Source organism: Anaerobiospirillum thomasii, assembly GCF_900445255.1.
Taxonomy (GTDB): domain Bacteria; phylum Pseudomonadota; class Gammaproteobacteria; order Enterobacterales; family Succinivibrionaceae; genus Anaerobiospirillum_A; species Anaerobiospirillum_A thomasii.
On record NZ_UAPU01000007.1, the window covers coordinates 218,469 to 225,000 of the forward strand.

General features: G+C 43.6%; 6 protein-coding genes and 2 rRNA genes (1 of these 8 running past the window's edge). 2 read left to right on the top strand and 6 right to left on the bottom strand.

Annotated features, from left to right (window positions below; translation table 11 throughout):
* Positions 1-98: 98 nt before the first annotated feature.
* Genes DRZ93_RS08140 through DRZ93_RS08150 form a run of 3 tightly spaced genes read right to left on the bottom strand, consistent with a single transcriptional unit; the run spans position 99 to position 1,632 of the window.
* Positions 99-422, bottom strand: a complete 324-nt coding sequence (locus DRZ93_RS08140; protein WP_146740833.1) for a YqcC family protein — start codon at positions 420-422, stop codon at positions 99-101.
* Between the two features lie 5 nt (positions 423-427).
* Positions 428-847, bottom strand: coding sequence for a Holliday junction resolvase RuvX (gene ruvX / locus DRZ93_RS08145; protein ID WP_113743991.1), 420 nt, complete (start codon positions 845-847; stop codon positions 428-430).
* Positions 847-1,632 carry a DnaA ATPase domain-containing protein gene (locus DRZ93_RS08150; RefSeq protein ID WP_113743990.1) on the bottom strand — a complete coding sequence of 262 codons (786 nt, stop codon included), beginning with the start codon at positions 1,630-1,632 and terminating at the stop codon, positions 847-849. The genes ruvX and DRZ93_RS08150 overlap by 1 nt, the downstream gene beginning before the upstream one ends.
* A gap of 195 nt (positions 1,633-1,827) precedes the next feature.
* On the opposite strand from DRZ93_RS08150, the gene xpt reads away from it, so the two are divergent.
* Positions 1,828-2,418 (top strand): xanthine phosphoribosyltransferase, encoded by a 591-nt coding sequence (gene xpt / locus DRZ93_RS08155; protein ID WP_113745078.1) that lies wholly within the window; start codon positions 1,828-1,830, stop codon positions 2,416-2,418.
* Positions 2,419-2,420: 2 nt separating this feature from the next.
* Complete coding sequence (locus tag DRZ93_RS08160; RefSeq protein ID WP_113746286.1) at positions 2,421-3,782, top strand: nucleobase:cation symporter-2 family protein; 1,362 nt, start codon at positions 2,421-2,423, stop codon at positions 3,780-3,782.
* Between the two features lie 130 nt (positions 3,783-3,912).
* On the opposite strand, the gene DRZ93_RS08165 is transcribed toward DRZ93_RS08160, so the two are convergent.
* The 3 genes from DRZ93_RS08165 to DRZ93_RS08175 all read right to left on the bottom strand — a co-directional run.
* Positions 3,913-4,812 carry a flagellin N-terminal helical domain-containing protein gene (locus DRZ93_RS08165; protein WP_113746287.1) on the bottom strand — a complete coding sequence of 300 codons (900 nt, stop codon included), beginning with the start codon at positions 4,810-4,812 and terminating at the stop codon, positions 3,913-3,915.
* Between the two features lie 245 nt (positions 4,813-5,057).
* Positions 5,058-5,173: ribosomal RNA gene (rrf, locus tag DRZ93_RS08170) — 5S ribosomal RNA — on the bottom strand.
* Between the two features lie 86 nt (positions 5,174-5,259).
* Positions 5,260-6,532: ribosomal RNA gene (locus DRZ93_RS08175) — 23S ribosomal RNA — on the bottom strand; it runs 1,608 nt beyond the window's last position.

The following is a 6,532-nucleotide window of genomic DNA, read 5'->3' on the forward strand; positions in this document are numbered from 1 at the left end:
TTCATTTTTGCTTTTATACTGTCAAGTAATGCCACGTTATAATCTCGTTACTATACTGCTTTATTAAACTGTGTATTTTTATGCAAATTTAATGCCATTTAGGCAAATATTTCATCAAACTGTCGTAGTATGTCAATAAGGCTTCTGTATTCACCCCACTGACCTCTGTAGTACTCAACAGCCATAGGATAGATCTGCACGCTGCCAGGCAGCTCCAGCTTATCATCTATAATCTGATGCATTTTTTTTATAAGTATATATTCAAGCCACTGATGAAACTCAAGTGTGTCAATGCAAAATGGCTCTTTGGAATTTAAAGCACTCTCATGAGGTCGTCTCTCATCGCCTCCCCACATATCTCTGTCTTTTAACTCCAGCTCAAGCTTTAGAAGAATATCTTTTATTTTCTGTTCTTTTGTCATAATAATCACAAACTGTCAAAGTAAGACTGTAAAATTACAGCTGCAGCCATTGCATCGACATTGTCCTTTTTCTTAAGCCCCTTAAAACCATGAGCACTAAAGAGTATGTCTTTGGCCTCACATGAGCTCAAGCGCTCATCTAAAAAGAAAACCCTGACTTTATAGTTGTTTGCAAGACGATTGCCGAATTTGCGCGCCCTAAAGGACATATCCTGCATGCTTCCATCCATATTAAGCGGCATGCCAACTACAATATGCACAGGCCTGTATTCATCAAACAGACGATCAAGCTCATCCTTTTTAGCAATACCGTCTTTGGCCTTTAGCGCTTTGAGCGCACTGGCCTGTTTTAAAGTCAGTGTTCCTATAGCCACACCTATATGGTTTAAACCAAAGTCAAAACCTAAAATCAGATCTGATGCCATTACATTAGCCTTCTGCCGTTGATTACTATAGGCTGACGGCGTGATGCACCAAAGAGCTCTGCTGCAATTACCGAGTATTCTTTTATAGACTCATAGCAGAAATTACCAATAGAGGCATGTAGCTGCATAAAGATAATCTGCGTGGTAATCACCAACGGCAGTCGGCGCTGATAGCGTATACGCAGAAGTTTACCTAATATATCCTGATCAAACTGCGAGAGCTGCTCTCTGTTGGTACAGACACCATCTATAATTAAAAGCGAGCATGAGCACAGATCTTCCCATCTGCTGTCACGGCTGATGCGTTCCTCGCGCAGCTCATTTGAATTGTACAGACAGGACTTCCTTATATCATCCATAGAGACAATATTTACTATATGTCCGTGCAATTCAAGCCACTTGTTGGCAATAGCATGGCAGATAACAGTTTTACCTGTACCCTCGGCACCGCGTATTAAAAAACATGGCGGCATCTCAGATGCTGCAAGATAGCAAAAGCTGTTGGCCATTTCAATGGCCTGACGGTTAAGTTCATCACGTACAATGGTCTCAAAGGTATAACGGCCGTCAATCAGTCCTTCTTTATGAATGGTGTTAATCCAGTTTTTGCGTTTTAAACGTTTCTGCTCTTCAATTTCCCTGGCGGCAAGAGCAGCTTCTCTTGCGCGCATAGTTTTAAGATCAACAGGTGTTGTCTTGACCTCATCAAACTTCATATTTGACAGCTCTTCTATAACTTTTTTCAGGTCATCAAAGGCAGGTTTTAATCCAGATCTCTTATCCATAAGCCATCCTACTTTAATACGCTCCTAATTTTACAGTAAAACTAAGGCAATGACAAAATAGAGCGTAAAATGTTGCTCCTATATAATAAATTGATGCGCAGTATCATCAAAAGGAGTAAAATGCTACAAATTTTTCACCTGGATAATACTAATTGTCTGTTTCCAGCTTCTTACAATCTTTCCGGAAATAAAATTATGGCCCACACAAGCGCTCCTTTTATTCCTCTTGTAGAAAAAATCAAAGCCGAAGGTAAAAGTCTTGAAGGCGGTATTCTCAAGGTAGACGGTTTTATCAATCATCAGCTTGATCCTAATCTTTTAAAGGATATGAGTGTTGAATTTGTAAAGCGTTTTGCCCATGAAGAGATCACCAAGGTTTTAACCATTGAGGCCTCAGGCATAGCCCCTGCCGTGGTGCTAGGTCTGCTGCTCAACGTACCTGTGGTTTTTGCCAAAAAGAAAAAGCCTTCCACCATGGAAAATATGCTGGTGACCGAGGTGTATTCATTTACCAAGCAGCGTGCCTATCAGGTCTGTGTCAGCTCAGAGTTTTTATGCAAAGGCGATAAAGTGCTCTTTGTTGATGACTTCCTGGCCAATGGCAATGCCGCCCGCGGTATTATTGATCTTATCGATATGGCAGGAGCTTCACTTGTAGGTATGGGCTTTTTAATTGAAAAGTCTTTCCAGCATGGAGGTGACTATCTGCGTGAGAAGAATATACATGTAGAGTCCCTTGCCATTATTGACAGCCTTGATAACTGTCAGATCACCATAAGAGAATAATAATGTCACACATTAAATTAAATCCTGACTCCAAGCTTGAGGTTGATGAAAAGAGAGATAAAAGCGATCTTATCTATGGACTTGATGATGTACCTCCTTTAAGAGATACGCTCTTTGCTGCCATTCAGCATCTGCTGGCTATTTTCGTAGCCATCATTACCCCTCCTCTTATTATTGCAGGATCCTTGAAGCTTGATCTTGAGACCACAGGCTTTTTAGTATCTATGGCTCTGTTTGCCTCTGGTATATCAACCTTCATTCAGTGTCGCAGGGTTGGTCCTATAGGCTGTGGACTTTTGTGTATTCAGGGTACAAGCTTTTCCTTTATATCTCCTATTATTGCAGCTGGCATGACCGGCGGTCTGTCTGTTATCTTCGGAGCCACCATTGCTGGCTCTGCCGTTGAGATGGTGCTTTCACGTCTTTTAAAATATACAAGACGTATTATTACACCTTTAGTCTCAGGCATTGTTGTAACCATGATAGGTCTGAGCCTCATCAAGGTTGGTGTTATTGCCTGCGGTGGTGGTTTTAATGCCATGCAGGATGGTTCCTTTGGCTCTTTAAAGAACCTGGCCCTTGCCGGCATGGTGGTTGGCATTATTCTATTCTTTAACAGAAGCTCAAATAAATACCTTCGCATGAGCTCAATTGTGCTTGGTATTGCATCAGGCTATTTTGTCTCATGGGTTTTAGGTCTGGTGAATTTCTCAGCTGTTGATACCTATGGCGGTCTTAATGTACCTGTTCCATTTAAATATGGTATTGACTTTGAGTTCTCTGCAATCTTTGCTTTAGGTATTGTCTATCTCATTACAGCTATTGAAGCCTATGGCGATGTTACAGCAAACTCTTTGATCTCAGGTCAGCCGCTTGAGGGTGAGAAGTTTCATAAAAGAGCATCAGGCGGTATTTTAGCTGACGGCTTTAACTCAATGGTAGCAGGTTGTCTCAACTCCTTTCCAAACTCAATCTTTGCCCAGAATAACGGCATGATTCAGCTTACAGGTGTTGCAAGCCGCTATGTAGGTTATTTTATTGCATTGTTCTTACTGCTTTTAGGTCTCTTCCCTGCTGTAGGTCTTGTGTTCTCTCTTATGCCAGAGCCTGTGCTTGGCGGTGCTACACTGCTTATGTTTGGAACAGTTGCAGCCTCTGGTATCAAGATTATTTCCCATCAGAATATAAACAGAAAGGCTATGCTCGTTATGGGTCTTAGCTTCTCTTTTGGCCTTAGTGTGGAACTGGTGCCTGATATCTTAAATCACATGCCTGATATGATTAAGGGAATTTTTGCATCAGGTATTACAACTGGCGGTATTACTGCAATTCTTGCCAATCTTTTAATCAGAATTAAAGATTAGAGCAAAATTTTAATACAAGAAAAGGCAGGATTTAGAAAAGTATTTCCTGCCTTTTTTTATACCTCAAATCAGATGATCTCGGCATTAGTTTAAGAGTTAAAAAAGGGAGACTGGCTCCCTTTAACAGAAACTAGCGTAGCAGTGATAAAGCCAGCTGCGGTCTTGAGTTGGCCTGTGTCAGCATGGAAGCTGCTGCCTGCTGAATGATGGTCTGCTGTGAGAGCTTGGCAGACTCTTCAGCAAAATCTGTATCACGGATACGGGCACGGGCATCAGATACGTTCATAGAAACATTTGACTGATTACGGATTGATGATTCCATACGGTTCTGCATAGCGCCTAAGTGAGCGCGATGCTTATCAATGCCTGCAATGACTGAATCAATTGTAGTAATAGCAGCGGCTGCATGAGACTGTGAAGTCACAACAAATTGTGTCTTATCAAAACCATGGTTGTCAGCGGTAAGATTTGCTGCTCCAACAGCTGTAGATGCAAACTTACTTAAAGTAAATCCAACACTAAATCCTGTCATCTGCAGAGTATCACCTTTGTAGGCTCCTACCTGAATTGTTATAACACCGCCAGACGCTACAATACTACCGGCTCCACTACCATTTAAAATAGTGTTACCACCAAATTTTGTCTGCTCTGCAATACGGGTAATCTCGTTTGACAGTTGAGTAACTTCCTGCTGAATAGCATCACGATCCTTTGCATTATTGGTTCCGTTTGATGACTGAACTGCTAAGGTACGAATACGCTGCAGCATATTTGTCATCTCATCCATGGCACCTTCCATGGTCTGAGCAAGAGCTATGCCGTCATTTGTATTGCGGTTACCCTGATTTAAGCCGTTGATCTGTGCTGTTAAACGATCAGAAATCTGCAGGCCAGCTGCATCATCCTTAGCTGAGTTGATACGCAGACCAGATGATAATCTCTGATAGGTTGTATTAAGATTATTGGTGGCATTGGTCAAATTGCGGTGACCATTGATTGAAGAAATATTGGTATTAACAAACAGGGCCATATTTTTTCTCTCTTTAAAATATAATAGTATTAGTATATGTATTATCGGCTACACAAATTGGTAATTTAACCTGTTATTTAAAATATTTGATATAAATTTACAAAGTTTTAAAAATAAGCAATAGATCCCAAAAGGCAAAGTTCAGAGAGTCAGATCTTAATTGTTGGAAATGGAAGGATGAAATTATATATGTGCCAATAGCAAAAAAAGTCACCTCGGATGAGATGGCTTCTTTTAAAAGGTGAGCCTGGCGATGACCTACTCTCGCACAATCGTACGTTGCACTACCATCGGCGCAACTGCATTTCACTTCTGTGTTCGGAAAGGGAACAGGTGGTTCTACAGCACTATGGTCGCCAGACAAATTCTGTAAAAAACTTATAACAAACTGATTTTTAACTCTTGAGTATAAAGAGGTCTTTAAATGTCCATGCCCTCCGGGGTTGTATGGCCAAGCCTCACGGTTAATTAGTACTGGCAAGCTTCACACATCACTGCGCTTCCACATCCAGCCTATCAACGTCGTAGTCTGCAACGAACCTTTAGGAGCTTAATGCTCAGGGATGACTCATCTTGGGGCCTGCTTCCCGCTTAGATGCTTTCAGCGGTTATCAGTTCCGCGCTTGGCTGCCGGGCCGTGCCATTGGCATGACAACCCGTAAACCAGAGGCGCGTTCACTCCGGTCCTCTCGTACTAGGAGCAATCCCCCTCAATCATCCAACGCCCGCGGTAGATAGGGACCAAACTGTCTCACGACGTTTTGAACCCAGCTCGCGTACCACTTTAAATGGCGAACAGCCATACCCTTGGGACCAACTTCAGCCCCAGGATGTGATGAGCCGACATCGAGGTGCCAAACACCGCCGTCGATATGAACTCTTGGGCGGTATCAGCCTGTTATCCCCAGAGTACCTTTTATCCGTTGAGCGATGGCCCGTCCATGTGGAACCACCGGATCACTATGACCTGCTTTCGCACCTGCTCGAGATGTGCCTCTCGCAGTCAAGCCAGCTTATGCCATTGCACTGACCTCACGATGTCCGACCGTGATCAGCTGACCTTCGTGCTCCTCCGTTACCCTTTGGGAGGAGACCGCCCCAGTCAAACTGCCTACCAGACACTGTCCTCGTATGTGTTGTACTTAGTTAGAACCTCAAACATGTCAGGGCGGTATTTCAAGGTTGACTCCATAAAAGCTGGCGCTTCTACTTCAATGTCTCCCGCCTATCCTGCACAAACAGGTTCAAGGTTCAGTGTCAAGCTGCAGTAAAGGTTCACGGGGTCTTTCCGTCTAGCCGCGGGTACACTGCATCTTCACAGCGATTTCGGTTTCACTGGGTCCCGGGTGGAGACAGCGTGGCCATGGTTACACCATTCGTGCAGGTCGGAACTTGCCCGACAAGGAATTTCGCTACCTTAGGACCGTTATAGTTACGGCCGCCGTTTACCGGGGCTTCACTCAAGGGCTTCAACTTGCGTCTGACCCCATCATTTAACCTTCCGGCACCGGGCAGGTGTCACACCCTATACTTCCCCTTTCAGGTTCGCAGAGTGCTGTGTTTTTGTTAAACAGTCCCAGCCACCATTTATCTGCGGCTGTGTGCAGCTTCATCTGTGCAGATTGCACCGCTCACAGCGTACCTTCTCCCGAAGTTACGGTACATTTTTGCCTAGTTCCTTCACCCGGGTTCTCCCAAGCGCCTTGGTATCCTCTACCCG

Coding starts and splice junctions, on each gene's coding strand:
- DRZ93_RS08140 (WP_146740833.1), bottom strand. CDS start 422: ATGACAAAAGAACAGAAAATAAAAGATATTCTTCTAAAGCTTGAGCTG.
- ruvX (WP_113743991.1), bottom strand. CDS start 847: ATGGCATCAGATCTGATTTTAGGTTTTGACTTTGGTTTAAACCATATA.
- DRZ93_RS08150 (WP_113743990.1), bottom strand. CDS start 1,632: ATGGATAAGAGATCTGGATTAAAACCTGCCTTTGATGACCTGAAAAAA.
- xpt (WP_113745078.1), top strand. CDS start 1,828: ATGGCCCACACAAGCGCTCCTTTTATTCCTCTTGTAGAAAAAATCAAA.
- DRZ93_RS08160 (WP_113746286.1), top strand. CDS start 2,421: ATGTCACACATTAAATTAAATCCTGACTCCAAGCTTGAGGTTGATGAA.
- DRZ93_RS08165 (WP_113746287.1), bottom strand. CDS start 4,812: ATGGCCCTGTTTGTTAATACCAATATTTCTTCAATCAATGGTCACCGC.